General features: G+C 56.0%; 19 protein-coding genes. 8 read left to right on the forward strand and 11 right to left on the reverse strand.

Translation table 11 applies throughout. The features are described 5' to 3' along the window. Window positions 1-8: 8 nt before the first annotated feature. The 5 genes from NWP14_RS18545 to NWP14_RS18565 form a co-directional block, all read right to left on the reverse strand. The gene (locus tag NWP14_RS18545) at window positions 9-1,775 is read right to left on the reverse strand and encodes a cytochrome c biogenesis protein DipZ (RefSeq protein ID WP_375215797.1); all 1,767 of its coding nucleotides are present in this window, start codon (window positions 1,773-1,775) and stop codon (window positions 9-11) included. A 30-nt stretch (window positions 1,776-1,805) separates the two neighbouring features. After that, complete coding sequence (gene msrB / locus NWP14_RS18550; RefSeq protein ID WP_375215798.1) at window positions 1,806-2,324, reverse strand: peptide-methionine (R)-S-oxide reductase MsrB; 519 nt, start codon at window positions 2,322-2,324, stop codon at window positions 1,806-1,808. A gap of 275 nt (window positions 2,325-2,599) precedes the next feature. Further along, on the reverse strand, window positions 2,600-2,899 hold the full coding sequence (locus NWP14_RS18555; RefSeq protein ID WP_095099406.1) for a hypothetical protein: 300 nt from the start codon (window positions 2,897-2,899) through the stop codon (window positions 2,600-2,602). Window positions 2,900-3,282: 383 nt separating this feature from the next. Further along, on the reverse strand, window positions 3,283-3,774 hold the full coding sequence (locus NWP14_RS18560) for a hypothetical protein (RefSeq protein ID WP_095099407.1): 492 nt from the start codon (window positions 3,772-3,774) through the stop codon (window positions 3,283-3,285). A gap of 1 nt (window position 3,775) precedes the next feature. Continuing rightward, window positions 3,776-4,573, reverse strand: a complete 798-nt coding sequence (locus NWP14_RS18565; RefSeq protein WP_095099408.1) for a winged helix-turn-helix domain-containing protein — start codon at window positions 4,571-4,573, stop codon at window positions 3,776-3,778. Window positions 4,574-5,298: 725 nt separating this feature from the next. On the opposite strand from NWP14_RS18565, the gene NWP14_RS18570 reads away from it, so the two are divergent. Genes NWP14_RS18570 through NWP14_RS18595 form a run of 6 tightly spaced genes read left to right on the forward strand, consistent with a single transcriptional unit; the run spans window position 5,299 to window position 11,341 of the window. Continuing rightward, window positions 5,299-5,901, forward strand: a complete 603-nt coding sequence (locus NWP14_RS18570; RefSeq protein WP_095100104.1) for a LuxR C-terminal-related transcriptional regulator — start codon at window positions 5,299-5,301, stop codon at window positions 5,899-5,901. Window positions 5,902-5,954: 53 nt separating this feature from the next. Further along, complete coding sequence (locus NWP14_RS18575) at window positions 5,955-6,539, forward strand: fimbrial protein (RefSeq protein WP_095099410.1); 585 nt, start codon at window positions 5,955-5,957, stop codon at window positions 6,537-6,539. A gap of 53 nt (window positions 6,540-6,592) precedes the next feature. Then, window positions 6,593-7,273 carry a molecular chaperone gene (locus NWP14_RS18580; protein WP_346430659.1) on the forward strand — a complete coding sequence of 227 codons (681 nt, stop codon included), beginning with the start codon at window positions 6,593-6,595 and terminating at the stop codon, window positions 7,271-7,273. Window positions 7,274-7,293: 20 nt separating this feature from the next. Beyond that, entirely contained in the window at window positions 7,294-9,822 is a 2,529-nt protein-coding gene (locus tag NWP14_RS18585; RefSeq protein ID WP_375215799.1) for a fimbria/pilus outer membrane usher protein, read from the forward strand. Next, window positions 9,813-10,331, forward strand: a complete 519-nt coding sequence (locus NWP14_RS18590) for a fimbrial protein (protein WP_331834876.1) — start codon at window positions 9,813-9,815, stop codon at window positions 10,329-10,331. The genes NWP14_RS18585 and NWP14_RS18590 overlap by 10 nt, the downstream gene beginning before the upstream one ends. Beyond that, window positions 10,331-11,341, forward strand: a complete 1,011-nt coding sequence (locus NWP14_RS18595) for a fimbrial protein (RefSeq protein ID WP_346430657.1) — start codon at window positions 10,331-10,333, stop codon at window positions 11,339-11,341. Before NWP14_RS18590 ends, NWP14_RS18595 begins: the two co-directional genes overlap by 1 nt. Before the next feature lie 20 nt (window positions 11,342-11,361). On the opposite strand, the gene NWP14_RS18600 is transcribed toward NWP14_RS18595, so the two are convergent. From NWP14_RS18600 to NWP14_RS18610, 3 genes are read right to left on the reverse strand one after another with little or no spacing between them, the layout of a single operon-like run. Then, window positions 11,362-12,135: an amino acid ABC transporter substrate-binding protein gene (locus NWP14_RS18600; RefSeq protein WP_331834996.1), complete on the reverse strand. Its 774-nt coding sequence runs from the start codon at window positions 12,133-12,135 to the stop codon at window positions 11,362-11,364. A 36-nt stretch (window positions 12,136-12,171) separates the two neighbouring features. Continuing rightward, window positions 12,172-12,939, reverse strand: a complete 768-nt coding sequence (locus NWP14_RS18605) for an amino acid ABC transporter ATP-binding protein (protein WP_095099428.1) — start codon at window positions 12,937-12,939, stop codon at window positions 12,172-12,174. Beyond that, entirely contained in the window at window positions 12,917-13,573 is a 657-nt protein-coding gene (locus tag NWP14_RS18610) for an amino acid ABC transporter permease (RefSeq protein WP_157349188.1), read from the reverse strand. Before NWP14_RS18610 ends, NWP14_RS18605 begins: the two co-directional genes overlap by 23 nt. Window positions 13,574-14,062: 489 nt before the next feature. On the opposite strand from NWP14_RS18610, the gene NWP14_RS18615 reads away from it, so the two are divergent. Both NWP14_RS18615 and NWP14_RS18620 read left to right on the forward strand, forming a co-directional pair. Continuing rightward, window positions 14,063-15,439, forward strand: coding sequence for a cystathionine beta-synthase (locus NWP14_RS18615; RefSeq protein WP_331834997.1), 1,377 nt, complete (start codon window positions 14,063-14,065; stop codon window positions 15,437-15,439). 9 nt (window positions 15,440-15,448) lie between these two features. Next, entirely contained in the window at window positions 15,449-16,594 is a 1,146-nt protein-coding gene (locus NWP14_RS18620; protein WP_346430656.1) for a PLP-dependent aspartate aminotransferase family protein, read from the forward strand. 60 nt (window positions 16,595-16,654) lie between these two features. Here the strand turns inward: NWP14_RS18620 and NWP14_RS18625 are convergent, their stop codons facing one another. The 3 genes from NWP14_RS18625 to NWP14_RS18635 all read right to left on the reverse strand — a co-directional run bounded on the left by NWP14_RS18625 (window position 16,655) and on the right by NWP14_RS18635 (window position 18,506). Next, window positions 16,655-17,050, reverse strand: coding sequence for a YidB family protein (locus NWP14_RS18625; RefSeq protein ID WP_375215800.1), 396 nt, complete (start codon window positions 17,048-17,050; stop codon window positions 16,655-16,657). A gap of 48 nt (window positions 17,051-17,098) precedes the next feature. After that, window positions 17,099-17,548, reverse strand: a complete 450-nt coding sequence (gene lysM / locus NWP14_RS18630) for a peptidoglycan-binding protein LysM (RefSeq protein ID WP_095099443.1) — start codon at window positions 17,546-17,548, stop codon at window positions 17,099-17,101. 67 nt (window positions 17,549-17,615) lie between these two features. Then, complete coding sequence (locus NWP14_RS18635; RefSeq protein WP_331834879.1) at window positions 17,616-18,506, reverse strand: LysR family transcriptional regulator; 891 nt, start codon at window positions 18,504-18,506, stop codon at window positions 17,616-17,618. Window positions 18,507-18,519 lie beyond the last annotated feature (13 nt).

Here is an 18,519-nt window from a genome sequence, read left to right on the forward strand (position 1 = left end):
CACCTGTATTAACCAAATGTGAAAGCGTATGCGTCTACATCCGGATCTTTAAACTCAATGCTGAAGGTGTGTTCCCCCACCCCATCAGACCCGCGAACTAACTGATACAAACGCTGTTCCGTCACCGTGCCGCTACCGTCGGCGGCCACGTCGGCGCCGTGCATCCTGCCCGGAGCCTGGCCATCGACCAACACCTTAAAGCGAACGGGTTTCCCGTCCCTACCCGGCCCCAGAACCAGATGCAGGTCGCGAGCATGGAACTGATAGGCAATCTTGCCGGTGCCGCCGTTCAGCGTGATATGCTCGTCGCCGATGGTCCAGCGCCCTTCCAGCCCCCATGAATCGAGGGGCAGCGCCGCAATATGGTAATCAGCGGGCTGGTCTTCGCTGACCTTATCGGAGGCAAAGTTTGCTCCGCGCGAATAGCCGAGGTAGGTTTCCGGTGAAATATTGCTTTGACCGCTGGCAGCCTGTTCAACGCCCGTAGCTGAAACCGTACTGACGCTGTTATCGACATTTTTCGCCCCCGCCTGACGCAGCAGCTCCTGAATCACATGTTCGGAGCGGTCATAATCGCCTTCGCCGAAATGTTCGTAACGGATATGCCCGCTGGCATCGATAAAGTAGTGCGCTGGCCAGTACTGGTTATGAAAGGCGCGCCAGATGCGGTAGTCGTTATCGATCGCAACCGGATAAGTGACCCCCAGCTTTTTCGCTTCTTTCGCAACGTTGCGAATATCTCTTTCAAAGGCGAATTCCGGCGCGTGCACGCCAATCACTACCAGCCCCCGATCGCGGTACTTCTCCGCCCAGGCTTTAACGTAAGGCAGTGAACGCAGGCAGTTGATACAAGAGTAGGTCCAGAAGTCCACCAGCACGACTTTGCCGCGCAGCGCTTCCGGGGTCAGCGGCGGCGAGTTCAGCCACTGCACGGCGCCGGTCAGTGGCGGCGCCAATCCTCCATCGCTCAGCAAAGATGCCATACCGTTATCAGCCGTACTGGCTACGGCGCTGGCGGGGGTTGCCGCAGGCGCCGAGGCATATTTTCCGCTGCCCGGAGAGAGTTTTTGTATCAAGGATTGTTCAATACCGCCGGTTGATGCCGTCGAAATCCGCGCCAGGACGCCGGTGTCCAGTCCGAAACCAATTGCCGCCACGCCCATCAGCATACCGACGCCGAGCGCGCGGCGGATCCACTCCCCAACCCCCAGCGAGCGCTTCATGGTGGCGAAGACTTTACCGCCAATCAGCAGCGCCAGCGCCAGCGAGGTCGCCGCGCCGGCGGCATAAGCCAGCAGCAGCAAGGTGGAGTTGATATTCGCGCCCTGCAGCGCCGCACCGGTCAGTACCAGCCCGAGGATCGGCCCGGCACACGGCGCCCATAGCAAACCGGTGGCAATACCCAGCAAAAACGAGCTGCCCGCGCCGGAGGATTTACCGACGGTAATCCGGTTTGACAGGGAATTCCCGGCAGAGACCAGCGGATGCATGATCCGATCCGCCAGGCGGGGGAACAGCAGCGTTATCCCAAATAGCGCCATCAACACCAGCGCGGCGTCACGACCATACTGGTTGGCCACCACCACCCAGCCTCCGCCCACGGCAGCCAGCGTGGCAAACAGCGTAAAGGTTATCGCCATTCCCGCCAGCAGCGGCAGACCGGTGCGCATAAACGACCGATCCGAACGGGCAAAAACAAACGGCAGCACGGGTAAAATACAGGGGCTGGCGATGGTCAACAGGCCCCCAAGATAAGCAAGAAAAATAACCAGCATAATCAGCGTCCTTATTGTGGACTGTGGGGGCTATATTTTTTCCGGTCGAAACAGCATCGCATAGCCATTCATGCAATAGCGTAGTCCGGTCGGCGCCGGGCCGTCGCTAAACAGGTGGCCCAGATGCCCCCCGCAGCGGCGGCAATGAATTTCGTCGCGCACCATGCCAAATGAGCTATCGCGGCTCTCTGCCACCGCGTCATCCAGCGGTTGCCAGAAGCTGGGCCAGCCGGTGCGGCTGTCAAATTTAGCGGCGGAGGAGAAAAGCGGCAGCTGGCAGCCCGCGCAGACGAAGGTGCCGCGCCGGTGTTCATCGTTCAGCGGGCTGGAATAAGGTCTCTCGGTCCCCGCCTTCCGCAGGATGTAATACTGCTGAGGCGTCAGGAGATTCTGCCACTCCTGCGGGCTATGGGTTATGGCAAACTTTGCCCCCGCCGGGGCAGCAGTCGCTTTGCCATCAGCGGCAAACAAAGAGGGGAAGCGCCCTACCGCCAGTACGCCGGCCGCGATCGCGCTGCCTCCCAGCAGAAAATTTCGTCGGTTTAACATCATCGCCCCGCGTTCTGTGGAAAAGGAATGATGTCAACTTACAGAGGAAGTTCTTATCAAATCCTCCCGAAACGTTCACAAATTTGTGATAACTTTCGCCGGGCAGGGAGAGGTGGGAGCGCTACAATTTATATTTCTTTAAAAACAGAATATTAGAGAATATTAAAAATGATACTTCCGCGTAAATTTGGCTGATGGCCGCAGAGGCCGAAACCGGCGGAGCTTCGATCCGAATGCTGCAGGAAATGTCGCCCTTCAGGGGGAAGGGTGTCGACTCATGGCATATCAGCAAGACTGGCAGTTTGTTTTTGCCGGTTATACAGACAGAGAGATTTCATCGTTTGCGATTTGCCATTATCCATTCTTTTACCGGAAATAATGAGGGCCGAGTAACCGACATCATCACTAAAATCTATGCGCTGTCCTGTCACCTTTTTATGCAGCAGGTCGCTCTTTGCCAGGCATGAGCGTTGGATAGTTTTATCAAATTCTTTCCACGCTGCCTCTGAGGAGGCAAATGCGCCAGCTGGCAGCAGTAATACAGGAACCAGTGCGATTAGTTGTAATAGTTTCATACAGATATCTCCAATATAAGGGGAGTAAGTACCGGTGGCGTAAAGAACGTGCCAACAATATAACTCATCTTTTATTTTCAACAGCCGCTGCGGTCGGATTATTTCGGCGTTCTGTTTTCAGGCGCTTTAATACCTCAGAGCGCTGAATGACTGCCGTCGCTATCTGCATCAGACTTGCCGGCACGCGGCCAGACGTCCGTCACGCCCCCCCGTGGTTTCATTGAGAACGGCCGCGCCGTGGCGCAGCGTCTCACCAGACCGCTCCGCGTTGTCCCGGCTACAGGCGACAGTTGGCGATGAGTGATGAGAGAGAGCGTCTCGCAATGAGTGCGCGGACAGGCGCGCAGGAGCGGTAAACAGAAAACCCAGCCCGTGGTTGGCTTTTACATTTTCGCAGCCGGACGCGTGGCGCTACTGCACATATAGGTCGGCAGCGTTCCCAAAAGAAAGAGATAGCTACCATTTTTCTGTTCATTAATACGCATATAGATATTTTTTCCTGGGTAGACGAAAAACAGCGGCTCATATTTTTCCAGCCAGCTATCCGGCACGTTATCGTCCGGGAATTTAATATTGTGTTCTGATACCAGGTACCAGACACGGCCTTTGCGCGTCACCAAAAACGATATTTTACGGTTAATAACTCTGTTCGGCTCCCCCTGCACGTGACCGTTAATGCTGAGCGTCCCGCTCTTCCCGTCTACGGTGTAATTCATCCACAGAATGAGGGTCGTATCCGGATGATGCTGGACAAAACTCACCCGACAGGAGAACGGCGCGACATAATAGCGACACCACAAAAAATAACTCGCCAGCACGGCGCCGAGCAGCAGGCAAAAGCAGGACAGGTAAAGCACCTGACGATGATGGGCCATGCTAACGATCCTCAATAAAATAGTCCGAAATGCAGCGGTTTGGCTCCTTCATCGACCGATCGCACCGAATAACGGAGGCTCGAGGCAGCAGAGCATACCTGCCGATATACACCCATGGATAATTCACGCAGCCATCTTTAAATTGCCCGGCGTAGGTCAGCGCCCTGGCCCGCTCATCCTGCGTCTGGATGCTATTGGTCAGATAAACCCGGCACTCTCCCACCGTACCCGCAAAGTAATAACCATCGATAAAAAGAGTTTCCCGGGAAAAACTATGATTAATCATTCCTGCGCCTGTGAATAACAAAACTAAAAATAACGCTTTCGTCCACCACCGCAGGCGTTTAGGTGAATAAGCCGCTATTACAGGCTGCACTGTAGGTTCAGCCTGCGGAACGCTCTCCGCATCCGAAAGCGCAGTATCATATACTTCATCATCTGACGTTTGCCGCGGAACCTCTTTAATCGTTATCGTAGTTTCGCTGGATAATGTTAATCCAATACGCGGGATCGTGACGATCGGATCGCTATTGAAGCCAATTTTTTTCAATCCCTTGCGTAGAACAGAAATATTCTGGTAATAGGTATTGGGTGAAACCAGCATCCCTCGCCTTTGCCAGACGATATCCATGCACTCCTGTTGCGTGACAATGGCGCCGGCTCGCTCTATTAATAATAATAAACAGCGCCCTGCGGGCGAATTGAGTACCACCACGCGATCCGGGTTGCTGAGATCGCGCAGCGTGCCGTCCACAGGATGAAACTCAACTATTTCATTGATAATATAATGCTTGTGCATACAATCGGTGAAAAATCTCCGGTTAAAGCATGTCGGTAGTACCCAGGTCTTATCACCATATGGATGAGAAGAGATTAATCCTTCTCCTCTCTGGGGGTAATATGGCCGATAAATTCGGTGCTGTATATCACAGCAACTGGCGAAACATCTTATTTTCCTGTCATTGCTCTGCAGGTTAACTGAAGTACAATAAACGCTAACCCCATTCCTCACCCCGTTCCCGAGCGCCGCCTGACGGGCGTCAACGCCCTTCTCTTATCTTTTCTTAAGTAGATCTTATCTTCACTCAACCGACGGGAGAGCGCTTTCCTGCGACCCTATTCCCGTGCCCTGACCATTCGCTTCGCCGCTATATCTCCCGTAGAAAACCTCCATCAAACAGCTGATACAAAAGGAAAAATAAAAATATGAACTTCGCTTAACGCGCGGTTTAGGCATTGAGAAAAAACGATAATAAGGAGTACGAAAAACCTGTCGGCGCGGGGAACTGAGGCCCGTTCGTCCACGATTAAGCCAATATAGTTCGGCGAACGGGTTCATCGGACGGCCTCACGCTTTGCAATTAATATAAATTAAGATTAATTGAGATTACGTAGTCATCTCCCGGGGTATAGTAGTTCCACAGAGTGAAAGGCTTAATTGCTTTAAAAATACAGGAATACAGGTTGATACCTGTCATACGCATACGGGCTGACCTCATTATTATTATAAATCGAGGGAATAACATGGCGAGTAAGCTTGAACTACAGCATCATTTAAATATTGCGTTAATCGGTGGCGATCGCTTTGCACGCTGTGGCATTACCGCCTTATTGCAAGGAATGTATTCTGGTATTCAAATCACAACATCGACGAATGATTACCAGCACCTTGACGATCTTTTAGCAATGACCAAAATTGACGTTATTTTTATTTCAGGTATAGAAAAACACCATACCGGAATGGATTGCCTGGCATACATCAAAACGATTAAAGCCAGTTACCCAGAGGTACTTATATATATGTATTCCGCAGCAGTGAATTCATTGTTGTGGGTACACGGTGATATTGATGCCTATATTTCATTACAGGATCCGCTTTATCGCTGGCGAACCTGTTTATTAAAAGTGGCGGAAAGCCGCTATCAACCGAAAAAGAAATCAATGGCGCTTTCGCTAACGCCAGGGGAATGGAGGGTATTGAAGAAACTGAGAAATGGGTTGGATATACGTTATATAGCAGAAATAGAGAAGCTTTCATACCGCCGTGTCAGCGCGTTAAAAAGCTCAGCAATAAGAAAACTCGGACTCAGGAATAAAACAGATTTACTGGTGTTTTTAACCAGCTAAATCTGCAGCCTTCAGAGCCAGTCTCGTAATAACAAAACTATGGAATCAGAAAAATGAAAGCTTACTTAAATAGCAAAACTCTGCTGGCGCTGGGCATTGCGGCCCTGCTGCCTGCGGGCTCCTCGCTGGCTGCCACCACCAGCGGCGGCACCGTAAATTTCAGCGGCAGCGTCGTGACCTCAGCCTGCGCCATCAGCGCCAACAGTGGCAACATTGACGTCGATCTGGGTGAAGTTCGTACCGCCACGCTGGCCGCGGCGGGCAGTGAAGCCAACACGGCAAAAGCGTTCGCCATCACCCTTGAAGATTGTGAAATCGCCGATACCTCCGCCGGCACCGAGGAAAACCCAATCCCGGCGACTACGGTTTCCGTAACCTTCACCGGCATCCCGGATAGCACCGATGCTGACGGCCTGGCCGTCGGCTCAAACGGCAGCAGCTCCTCGGCGCAAAACGTCGCTATTCGCCTGTATGACGAACAGGGCAACGTCGTGAGGCTTGGCGAGTCCGCCGCGCCCGTCGAGCTGCGTAGCGGCTCGAACACCCTGAACTTCAGCGCCAAATACTACTCTCCGCAGGGCAACGCCACGGCTGGCGATGCCAGCGCTGTAGCCACCTACACCGTAACCTATTCGTAATCCTCTGGCCCGGGCGGGTCGCCGGGCCAGGCTCAACTTTCAGGAGAGACGCTATGCGCTCATTAACATGGATTTGTCTGCTCGGCTCGCTGTGCTCATCCGCAGCCTGTGCCGGCGGCGTGGGCCTGGGCGCAACGCGAATGGTCTACCTCGGCAGCGCGAACCAGTCGATGCTGCAGGTCAGAAATACGCATCCCGACGCCTCATTCCTCATCCAGTCATGGGTTGAAAATGAGCAAGATCGGCGCTCCAACGATTTCGTCATTACGCCGCCTCTGTATGTCTTAAAACCGGCAACCGAGAGCGTGGTGAAAATTATGTTTAGCGGTAAATCTCTGCCGCAGGACCGGGAAACGCTGTACTGGATTACGGTCAAAGCCATTCCGCAGCAATCCAAAAGCGCCTCCAGCAATTCGCTGCAGTTTGCCTCAGCGAACCGCATAAAAGTTTTTTACCGCCCGGAAGGGCTGCAAAGCGGCGCCAGCGAGGGGTGGAAAAAAATAACCGGCGACTACCGCGCGGGCAAAATTACGCTCAATAACCCAACGCCTTATTACCTCACCACCATCAATTTAAAAGTCGATGGTAAGCCGGTGCAGCCGGCGATGGTCCCACCAAAAGCAAGCGTCACGCTGGCGGGCTCATTCAGTCAGGCAAGCGCTTTTAGCTATCAGACCATCAATGATTACGGCGCATGGACGCCCACCGTCAGCCTGTCGTTGAACCGGAAATAAAATAAAAAAGGTGCGATCGCGTGAAAGCAAAAATCGTCTGTGCCCTGATGATCTGCCATGCCATTCGGTATGTCTCTGCCGCAGAGAACGATTTGCAATTTAATCCTGCGTTCCTCAACGGTGAAAGTGGAAATATTGTCGACCTCTCATGGGTCAATGCGGGGAGCGCCTTACCGCCGGGCGAATACAACATTAACGTATATATCAATAAAAATTACGCCTTCACCGGAAACGTGGCATTCAGCGTTGATAAAAATACAGCGCAGGACGACGCCCAGCCCTGCGTCACGGCGCAGCAGATTGCCGCCCTGGGCATTGATAGCCGCCAGGCCGCAGAAGAGCGGCTGCCGCTGACCCGGCAATGCTATTTTTTAAATCACGCGTTCCCCGGCGCCAGCTTTGACTTCGACCAGAAGACGCTGACGCTCAATCTCAGCCTGCCGCAGAGCTATATGCGTAATCTTCCGCGTGGATACGTCAGCCCTGAGAGCTGGGAGTCCGGGATCCCTGCTGCGTGGCTGAACTATGTCGTTAACGGCGCCAACAATGAGTACCGGGGCGATAAGCACACCCGCACCCGGCAGCTGTTCGTTAGCCTGAACAGCGGTGTGAACCTGGGCGCGTGGCGGCTGCGCGACTACACGACGTGGACCAAAGATGCGAATACGCTTACCCACGTACAAACCTGGCTGCAGCGGGATATACCCGCCCTACGAGCGCAGGCGTACGCTGGGGAAACCTACACTTCCGCTCAGGTCTTTGACTCCGTAGGCCTACGCGGTATCGCCTTGAAAACCGACGATAACATGCTGCCGGCCAGCCTGAACGGCTATGCGCCGGAGGTTCGCGGCATCGCCCGCAGCAGCGCGACCGTTACCGTCCAGCAGAACGGCAACACCATTTATCAGACCAGCGTCCCCTCCGGGGAGTTTATGCTGAAAGATCTCTACCCCACGTCGTCCGGCGGAGATTTGCTGGTGACGATTCAGGAGAGCGACGGCAGCAAAACGCAATATACCGTTCCGTTTGCCAGCGTGCCGAACCTCGTGCGCAGCGGGCAGATAAAATATGCCTTCGGCGCCGGGAAACTTCGCGCCGTCGGCAATCAGAACACCCCGACGTTTGCCCAGGGAGAGCTGTTTTTCGGCTGGGAATACGGCCTCACCTTTTACGGCGGCACTCAGCTTGCAGAGCGCTACAGCGGGCTCGCGCTGGGCATTGGACAAAATCTCGGGCGCTTTGGCGCGTATTCCGTCGATGTGACCCACGCGCGCAGCATACTGGCCGACGATCGGCCCTACACCGGGGATTCCGTGCGCCTGCGCTACAGCAAGCTGCTGAACAATATCGGCACGCGCTTTAACTTCTACTCGCTGCGCTACTCAACGCAGGGGTTCTACACCCTCAGCGATACCGCCTATAAGGGGATGACGGGCGGTATGACGAAGCAGGTCACGGAGGCAGACGGCACCGTCACCACCAGCTATGAGAACGTGTATAACCTGCATATGTCGCGCAAAGCGAAAAATCAGCTGCTGCTGTCGCAGCCAATGGGTAGGTTTGGCTCGCTTTCTCTGTCATGGGATCGGCAAACCTACTGGCGCACCGCCAGCAAAACGCAAAGCATGCAGTTTGCGTGGAACGCTATGGTTCGCAACGTCTCGGTTGGCGTGAGCTTTCAGCGCAGCACCAGCCTGTTCGATAACCATAAAGATAACGTTGTGGCGATGTCGCTTTCCGTGCCGTTCGGCAACCCGCAGCTGGCCACCAGGGCGCGTTTTACCACCACCCGTGCGGACTCAACGGGAGCCACCAGCAGCGCCGGCGTAAGCGGCTACGTTCCCGGGCAGGAGAGCCTGTTCTATAACGTTAATCAGCGCTACGGAGCGCAGCTGCGGTACGGCGGCGATGCCGCGTTGCAGTACGAAGGCCAGCGCGGCGATTACAGCCTGGGCTACAGCTACTCCAGCGATTCCCGCAGCCTCAGCTACGGCATGAGCGGCGGCGCGGTGCTGCATGAAGATGGCCTGACGCTCAGCCAGCCGCTGGGGAATACTAACATCCTGATCAAAGCACCGGGGGCCGGTAGCGTGGCGGTGCTTAATCATAAAGGAGTCAAAACCGATAGCCGCGGCTATGCCGTCATTCCTTACGCCACGCCGTATCGCATCAACCAGGTCGCGCTGGATGTCACTACCGCCGGAAACAACGTTGAGCTGGAGAACGCCATCGTGAGCAAAACGCCGACCGATGGCGCGCTGGTGCGCGCAACCATCGTCACCCGCCGGGGCGCGAAGGCCCTGTTCACGATCGGCTACCGCAACGAGGCGCTGCCGTTTGGCGCCATCGTATCGCTCGCCGATGAGCAGACCAGCGGCATCGTGGGGGATGGCGGCAGCCTTTATCTCGCCGGCCTGCCGGCTGAAGGCACGCTCAGCGCCGTTTGGGGACAGGGCAGCGACAAAAGGTGCGTCGTTAAATATCGTCTGAACCCGGAGGATTACAGCGCCCGCACGGGCCTTTACACGCAGGAGGCGGTATGTCAGTAGCAGCCCGGATATCAGGCATAGCGCTGCTTATTGCCCTCGCCGCCCCGGCTTGCGGCTACGACGTGCTGGTCTCCGTAACCGGAAACCTGATCGGCAATACCTGCGTGGTTTCCGCCGATTCAGCAGAACAAACCGTCCCGCTGGGCACCATCGGCATGAAGCAGTTTCACTCGCCGGGAGCGGTAAGCAATATCAAACGGGCCTTCACGCTCACGCTGGAAGAGTGCGGCCCAACCTTTATCGGAGTGAAGATCCGCTTTAGCGGCACGCCGGATGACCTCAACCCACAGCTGATTAAGGTAGACGACGGCGGAGCGAGCGGCGTGGCGGTACAAATCCTCGATAAAGCCGGGGTACCGATCCCGCTGGAAGCCCAAACGGCGGCCTACGGGGCGTCGGGAGACGAACGCGTGCAGATGACATTTTATGCCCGGCTGGCGGCCAACGGCGCCGCCGTCAGCGCCGGTGACGTTTCGGCCATCGCGACCTGGACTACGGAGTATCAATAATGCGTTTCTTACTGCTTGTCTGCTGGCTGTGCGTCAGCGCCAGGGTTTTGGCATTGGATTGGGTATCCGACATTACGCTCTCGCCCCAGCCGATGACCTACACCGGCCCCGCGGACTCCGTTATGCCGGGAAATATTATCGGCTCAGCGTGGAGCGCCACGGCCAGCGTGCAGCGGGTGTTCTGGTGCGGATACCTGTTCGTCTGTACCAAAGGAACTCTCGAACCCGGCAGCAGCGCCGTGTCTGCGGGGATCGCCGTCAACGTCGATGGCGTAAGCTATAGCGTTTTTGAAACCGGCATCCCCGGCATCGGCTATATCATCGGCCTGAAGGATTTTAACGGCACAACCTACGTGCCGCTACAAACCGGCGTGACCCAAAGCTACCCCGCCGATGGCACCAACGGCATGGCTTTCGATTTAGGTTGGTCGGCAAAATTAACGTACATTAAAACGGACAGCGCGCTGAAGTCAGGCGTATACCAGATCCCAGCCATCAACGCCGCGATCCTGACGGCTTATAATAACGAAACCAAAACGGCACAGGTGATCATCAACCCGACGACCATTACGGTGACGGCCAGCGGCTGTACGGTGAGCACCAAAAGCGCCAGCATCGATCTCGGCGCTCCGGATATTCATACGTTGCCCAACGTGGGCAGCACCTCGCTATCGGGCTCATTTAACGTCAGCCTGACCTGCGACGAACAGGTGGCGCTCTATGCGGTAATGACGGACCAGACCACGCCAGACAACACTTCCTCTGTCGTTACGCTGACCAACGATTCTACCGCCTCCGGCATCGGCGTACAGTTCTTCTATAACGGCAGCGGCCCGCTGATGATGGGGCCGGACAGCTCCGCAGCGGGTACCGTAAACCAGTTCTTTATCCAGACCACGGCGACGACCCAAATAGTGTCGCTACCGTTCCAGGCGCAGTACGTCCGCACCGGGGAGCTGGTGCCGGGCAGCGCAAACGCCCTCGCGAGCATTACGTTTTCCTACCAGTAACGAGCGCCGCCGCCGGCGTCTTATTTTGATACGTCTGCGGCGAAATACTCGTTGGAGATCCGCTGGTAGGTGCCATCGGATTTGATTCCCGCCAGCGCCGTATTGATAGCCTGACGCAGATCCGGATTCCCCTTGCGGATTAATACCGCCTCCCGCTCGGCATCGGCCCTTTCCGCCACAATTTTTACCGGGGCGTCGGGCTTATGCTTTTTGAAATCGAGGAACGAGAGGTTGCTGTTAATAGTCGCATCCGCGCGTCCCTGCGACACCAGCGCGATAGACTGATCGAAGCCATCGGTTCCCACCACTTCAGCGCCATTTTCGCGGGCAATTTGCGCATAGTTACTGGTCAAGGTATGCGCCGATTTCTTGCCTTTTAAATCAGCAAAGGTATGAATGTCGGTGTTTTTCTCATTCACGATCAGTACGGCTTTAGGGGAAATGTAGGGATCGGAGAAGTCATACTTCGCCTCCCTCTCGGGCGTAATGGATACCTGGTTTATCACCGCATCGTAGCGATTAGCATCCAGACCGGCCACCAGGCCATCCCACTTACCTTCAACGAACTCGGCCTTTACGCCAATCCGTTTGGCAATTTCACGCGCGATATCAACATCAAAACCCACCAGCTTTCCCGCCGTATTGTGGTAGGTAAACGGCGGGAAGGTCCCTTCGGTGCCGACTTTAAACACGCCCGCTGTTTTTATCTTTGCCAGGTCGTCCTGCGCAGCCGCCGCATGCGCCACGCCCAGTTGGATCGCGGTAGCCAGTAATGCCGTCATCAGTACTTTCATCATTAACTCCTTAGTCTGCTATGCCGTGTTGTTGTTTTAAATTTCCCAGGAATCAGGAAACGTTTCGGTCAATGTGGAAATAAAAATTTGCGTCCGCGTTTTCCTCGCATGGGTAAAAATATCCCGCGAGCTACCGCTCTCGATAATCTGTCCGGACTCAAGAAACACGACCTGACTGGCTATACTGGCAGCCAGCCGCAGATCGTGAGTGGCCATCAGCATGGTTGTCCCCTCCTGCGCCAGCTGACGCAAAACAGAAATCACCTCCAGCGACAGCTCAGGATCGAGCGCCGAAGTTGGCTCATCGCAGAGCAGCACCTTAGGTGAAGGCGCCAGCGCGCGGGCAATAGCCACGCGCTGCTGCTGGCCACCGGACAGCATCGCCGGCCAGGCATGACGCTTATGCAGCAGACCCACCTTCGCCAGCAGTTCCTCGGCGCGGGCCCTCGCGCGTTCGACAGGCCATTTCTGCACCACAATCAGCCCCGTCATAATGTTTTCAAGTACCGACAAATGAGGGAACAGCTGAAAATTCTGGAAAACCATCCCGGTTTGCTGGCAAATACGCCTGATATCCTTTCTCTTCGGCGCCGCATCGGCGGAGAACACAATATTTTCCTGGCCAATAGTTAATTTCCCGGCCTGCGGCAGCTCAAGTAGGTTAATGCAGCGTAATAGCGTACTTTTGCCGCTTCCCGATGGCCCAATAAGCGCGGTAACGCTCCCCTCGGCAATATTTAACGAAATATCGTGCAGGACCTTTTGCCCAGCGAAACTTTTCTCAAGCCCGGACAGGGTTATCATTATTATGTTCCTTGCCTGAGGTATTTTTTTCTAACCGGGCCTCTAGCCTGGATTGCAGGTACGACAGCACCGAGCTGATTAATAAATAGATAATAGCGGCTTCGGTATACAGTATTAATGGCTGATAGGTCACGGCGGCAATTCTCTGAGCAGCTAAAAAAAGCTCCGGCACGGTAATCACTGACGCCAGTGAAGTATCTTTCACTAACGAAATAAAGGTATTCGATAACGGCGGTACGGCCACCCGCGCGGCCTGCGGCAAAATAATATGGCGCAGCGACTGCCACCAGTTCATGCCGATCGAGTGCGCGGCCTCCCACTGTCCCCTGGCGACGGAAAGCAGCGTCGCCCGGATAACCTCAGAAGTGAAGGCCCCGACGTTCAGCGTAAAGCCAATAACCGCGGCAGGAAAAGCGTCGAGAGTAATTCCGATACCCGGCAGTGCGTAAAAAATCAGAAACAGCTGCACCAGCAGCGGAGTGCCGCGAATAACCCAGACATAAAAACGCACCAGCAGCCGTAGCGGCCGCGGCCCGTACAGCCTGATAAGCGCCGCGACAAACCCCAGCCCGAGGCCGAGAGCAAACGAAATTAACGTAATAGGGATAGTAAAAACCAGCCCGGCATAAAGCATCGGCCAGAATGAACTTATCGCTAATGATATAAATTCAGGCACATCTCACCTTTTCTTCCGGCGCTTGCTGAATAAGCCCGGACGCAATAGCAAATCGTTCTAATTTAATAAAGGTTATCATGCGCCCGGGCTCTCACGTATCTATCAAAAACGGTATTGAATATCTGGCTTTGTTATTTGTTTTCGATAAAAAGCTATGCTCCAGCAGCCTGATTCAGGCACCTCCCCCTGGATATTTGTCGCTATGATTTTTTTAGCCATCCTTTTCTGAAAAACGCATTTGCGTCGCCGCAAAAATGCATTAATCGCTGAAAATTACGCCAAAAATAGTAATTTTCAGATATCAATACACCCAGGCGGCTAACAACCTTTCCCTCCGGATGGCTAAATAGAATCTTATATTCCATTTTGCTCTTATGAGCGGTTAAATATTCTTTAATTTGCCAAATTCACAGACCTACCATTCGTCATCTCGATACGAATGGGTAAATAGTCATGTCACTCTTTCATTCTGTTAGCGAACTTATCGGCCACACGCCCCTGCTTCAGCTGCACAAGCTGGAGACCGGCCCCTGTAGCCTGTTCCTGAAGCTGGAAAACCAAAATCCCGGCGGTTCTATTAAGGATCGCGTCGCGCTGTCGATGATTAACGAGGCTGAACGCCTCGGTAAGCTAAAGCCAGGCGGCACGATTATTGAAGCCACCGCGGGCAATACCGGGCTCGGCCTGGCGCTCATTGCGGCGCAAAAGAACTACCGCCTGATCCTCGTCGTCCCCGACAAAATGAGCCGCGAGAAGATATTCCATCTGCGGGCGCTGGGGGCAACGGTGCTGCTCACCCGCTCCGATGTTAATAAAGGCCACCCGGCCTACTATCAGGATTACGCCCGTCGCCTGGCGGAGGAGACGCCGGGGGCATTTTATATCGATCAGTTTAATAACGAGGCCAACCCGCTGGCGCATATCAGCACCACCGCGCCAGAAATCTTCGCCCAGCTGGACGGCGATATCGACGCCATTGTCGTTGGCGTCGGCTCCGGCGGTACCCTCGGCGGGCTGCAGGCGTGGTTTGCCGAACACTCGCCGAAAACGGAATTTATTCTTGCCGATCCAGCGGGATCGATCCTCGCCGATCGGGTAGAAACCGGCCGCTCCGGCGAGGCGGGATCGTGGCTGGTCGAGGGGATTGGCGAAGACTTTGTTCCGCCGCTGGCCCATCTCGACGGCGTGCATACCGCCTATCGCGTCACCGACAGGGAGGCGTTTGCTACCGCGCGTGAGCTGCTGCAGACCGAAGGCATTCTTGCCGGCTCTTCAACAGGAACGCTGCTGCACGCCGCCCTGCGCTACTGTCAGGCGCAGACAAGCGCCAGGCGCGTGGTGACCTTTGCCTGCGACAGCGGCAACAAGTATCTGTCGAAAATGTTCAACGATGACTGGATGCGCCAGCAGGGGCTGCTGACCCGCCCCTCGCGCGGCGATTTAACCGATTTTATCGCCCTGCGCCATGACGAAGACGCCACCGTCACCGCCGCGCCGGACGACACGTTGGCCACCATTCTTGCGCGCATGCGCCTATACGACATCTCCCAGCTGCCGGTACTGGAAAATGGCCGCGTCGTTGGGATCGTCGATGAGTGGGATTTGATTAGCCACGTCGAGGGCGACAGCCAGCGCTTTGCGCTGCCGGTCAGAGAGGCTATGACCCGCAACGTCGAAACCCTCGATAAACGCGCGCCGGAAAGCGCGCTGAAAGCCATTTTCGATCGCGGCCTGGTGGCCGTCATCGCCGATAACGATCGTTTTCTCGGCCTGATCACCCGCAGCGACGTGCTGACCACCTGGCGTAACCGACTTGAACACTAAGGATCGTCCATGAAAAACTTAAATACATTGAGCGTCCACGGCGGCACCTTTAATGATGCGCACGGCGCCGTCATGCCGCCCATTTATGCCACCTCCACCTTCGCACAACCGGCACCCGGGCAGCATACGGGCTATGAGTACTCGCGCAGCGGCAACCCTACCCGCCATGCGCTGGAAACGGCCATTGCCGAACTGGAGAGCGGCTCCCGCGGCTACGCCTTTGCTTCCGGGCTGGCGGCGATTTCCACGGTGCTTGAGCTGCTGGATAAAGACAGCCATCTGGTCGCCGTCGACGACGTGTACGGCGGAACCTGGCGGCTGATCGAAAACGTCCGTCGCCGCAGCGCCGGCCTGCGGGTAAGCTGGGTCAAACCCGACGACCTGGCGGCGATTGAGGCGGCCATCAGGCCGGACACGCGAATGATTTGGGTTGAAACGCCGACCAACCCGCTGCTCAAGCTGGCGGACCTCGGCGCCATCGCGGCGATTGCCCGGCGGCACAATCTCATCAGCGTCACCGATAACACTTTCGCCTCACCGGTCATTCATCGTCCCCTCGAACTGGGGTTTGATATCGTCGTGCACTCGGCGACAAAATATCTGAATGGCCATTCCGACGTGGTGGCGGGCCTCGCGGTGGTCGGCGACAACCCCGAGCTGGCGGACCGGCTCGGGTATCTGCAAAATGCGGTGGGCGGCGTGCTCGACCCCTTCAGCAGCTTTTTGACACTGCGCGGTATTCGCACCCTCGCTCTGCGTATGGAGCGCCACAGCAGCAACGCGCTTGCGCTCGCCGAATGGCTGGAACAGCAGCCGCAGGTGGAAAAGGTGTGGTTCCCGTGGCTGGCGTCGCACCCGCATCATCAGCTGGCGCATAAGCAGATGGCGCTGCCTGGCGGTATGATTTCGCTGGTGGTGAAAGGCGACGATCGCTATGCGGAGCAGGTTATCGGCAGGCTGCGCCTGTTTACGCTGGCGGAGAGTCTCGGCGGCGTGGAAAGCCTGGTCAGCCAGCCGTTTAGCATGACCCACGCTTCCATTCCTCTGGAGCAGAGGCTGGCAAACGGCATTACGCCCCAGCTCATTCGCCTCTCCGTCGGCATTGAGGACGCGCAGGATCTGATTGCCGACTGGCAGCAGGCGCTGCGGGACTAAACAACAAACCCGCCGGCCGGCGGGTTTTACTTTTGGCGTATCGGCTGCGCGTAACCGCGCTCAGCCAAACAGCTTGCCTTTAAGCAGGTTCACGCCTTCAGACAGCAGATCCTGCTGCGCAGGAGCCTCGCCTTCAGGGGATAAACCGTCGACAATTTTCGGCAGATACTCGGAGATGAGCGACGAGGCGGTCTGCGGGTCGATCCCGAGCCTTGCCGCAAGATCCTGCAGCGCTGGCGATCCGAAAACCGAGGTGACCTGGTCGCTGGAGACCGGGATATTGCCCTGCTGGCCGATCCAGGATTCAACTATCTCGCCCAGGCCGCCGCTGCGGAATTTTTCAAGGATCCCTTGAACGCCCCCCTGCTGCTGGACCCAGGCCATGATTGCCTGCAGCTGCTCCGCTTTACCGGCCTGGCCGCCGAGCATGCCGCCAATTTGATCAAGTAGTCCCATTACCGACTCCGTAACAATAGATCGTGCATAAACGCCGCTTTTCCCGCCTTACTTATTCGGGATAATCAGCACCTGTCCCGGATAAATCTTGTCGGGATGCTTCAACATCGGCTTGTTGGCTTCAAAGATCCGCTGATAGTCGTTCGCCGAGCCATACACGGTTTTAGAAATAGCGCTCAGCGTATCGCCGGATTTCACGGTGTAGTAGCGACTCTCGGCGCCGCTCTGCGTCACGCTAACGTTGTCGCTGACCTGGGCAATGCCGGTGACGTTACCCACCGCCACCATAATTTTTTCTTTATCCTCCTGCGAGCCGACGTCGCCGCTGACCGTCGCGGTGCCGTCTTCGGCCACGGTGATGCTGACCTTATCCGCGCCGGGAAGATTAAGCGCATCGATATGCTTTTTCAGCTTATCGGCCTGGCTCTCTTTGTCCCCGCCCGAAACGGCATCCCAGATTTTCTCGCCCGCTTCTTTCACAAAACTCAATAAACTCATACCAATCTCCTTTTAGCAGAAGTGATCTATGAAGAACGTTCATCAGACCAGACCAGATAATAATAGTTCATAAATAGCGCCCGCCCTCGTTCAGCGCGTGCTCGACAAACCGGGTCAGCTTCGGCAACGGACGAAGATCCTGACGCCAGAGCAGATGTACCGGGCGCGGTTCGGGGGTATAGGCCTCAAGTATGCGGACGAGTTTTCCGCTGGCAAGATCCTCCGCCAGCAGCACTTCCGGCTGCAGCAGCAGGCCGGCTCCGGCGATGGCCGCCATCCTCAGGCCGTAGCCGTCGTTGCAGCGGAGGATCGCATCGCGCCTCCAGCGCACCTCTTCCGTTATTCCCGGCAGCTTCCACTCGTTGCGCGCGGTCCACACCGTATGGGAGAGGCAGAGATGGCCGGCAAGATCGGCAGGCGTGAGCGGCGTGCCGTGCCGGTTGAGATAGGCGGGAGCGGCACAGATCACCATCCGGTAGGCGCAGAGATATTTCGCCACCAGGTCTGTTTGGTGAATATCGCCAATGCGGACCGCCAGATCGAACCCTTCATCCACCAGATCGACCAGCCGGTTGGTCAGATCGAGCTCCACGCGCACGTCCGGCCACTGCTGGAGGAAAGTGGCGGTCAGCGGCGCCATGACGCAGGCGCCAAATGAGGTCGGCGCGCTGATGCGCAGCGTCCCCGCGGGCGCCAGCCGCAGTCGTTCAACCGAACTTTCGGCGATCGAGACCTGCTCCAGAACGCGTTTCGCCTCTTCATAGTAGACCCGCCCGGCGTCGGTCAGGCTCTGACGACGGGTATTACGCTCAAGCAGGCGGGTCGCCAGCTGACGTTCGATGAGGGCGATATATTTGCCCACCATCACCGCCGACATCTCCAGGTGCGATGCCGCTTCGGTAAAACTGCCGTACTCCACCACGGCGATAAACGTTTCCATTCCGCGCAGCTTATCCATATTCCAAACCTCT

The sequence above is a fragment of the Klebsiella sp. C349492 genome, from assembly GCF_042055345.1.
Lineage (GTDB): Bacteria > Pseudomonadota > Gammaproteobacteria > Enterobacterales > Enterobacteriaceae > Klebsiella > Klebsiella scottii.